Genomic DNA, 301 nt, shown 5'->3' on the forward strand with positions numbered 1-301 from the left:
GCTCGGCTCCGGGACGCCGATGGTCTGGACGGTGCGCAGGCCCGCCCGCGTCAGCGTGTTGGCGAGGTCGGAGGCGCCCGTGTAGTCGTCGGCGACGCAGCCCAGCGCGTGGCTCATCGGACCTCTCCCTGCGCCGCCCGGTAGGGGGCGAACCAGCCGAGGCCGGCCTCGGTGCCCGCGGCGGGGTTGTACTCGCAGCCGACGAAGCCGACGTAGCCGAGGCGGTCGAGCTCGCCGAACAGGAAGGCGTCGTCCATCTCGCCGGTGCCGGGCTCGTGCCGGTCGGGCACGCTCGCGGTCT

General features: G+C 74.8%; 1 protein-coding gene and 1 pseudogene. Both read right to left on the minus strand.

From position 1 onward, the window contains the following. The coding region (locus ACLBXP_RS25710; protein WP_447670639.1) for a four-carbon acid sugar kinase family protein at positions 1–117 on the minus strand (117 nt) is incomplete at its 3' end. Then, positions 114–301, minus strand: a pseudogene (locus ACLBXP_RS25715) (hydroxypyruvate isomerase); the annotation flags it as partial. The gene ACLBXP_RS25710 and the pseudogene ACLBXP_RS25715, both read right to left, overlap by 4 nt.

It is taken from the genome of Methylobacterium sp. A54F, from assembly GCF_053346035.1.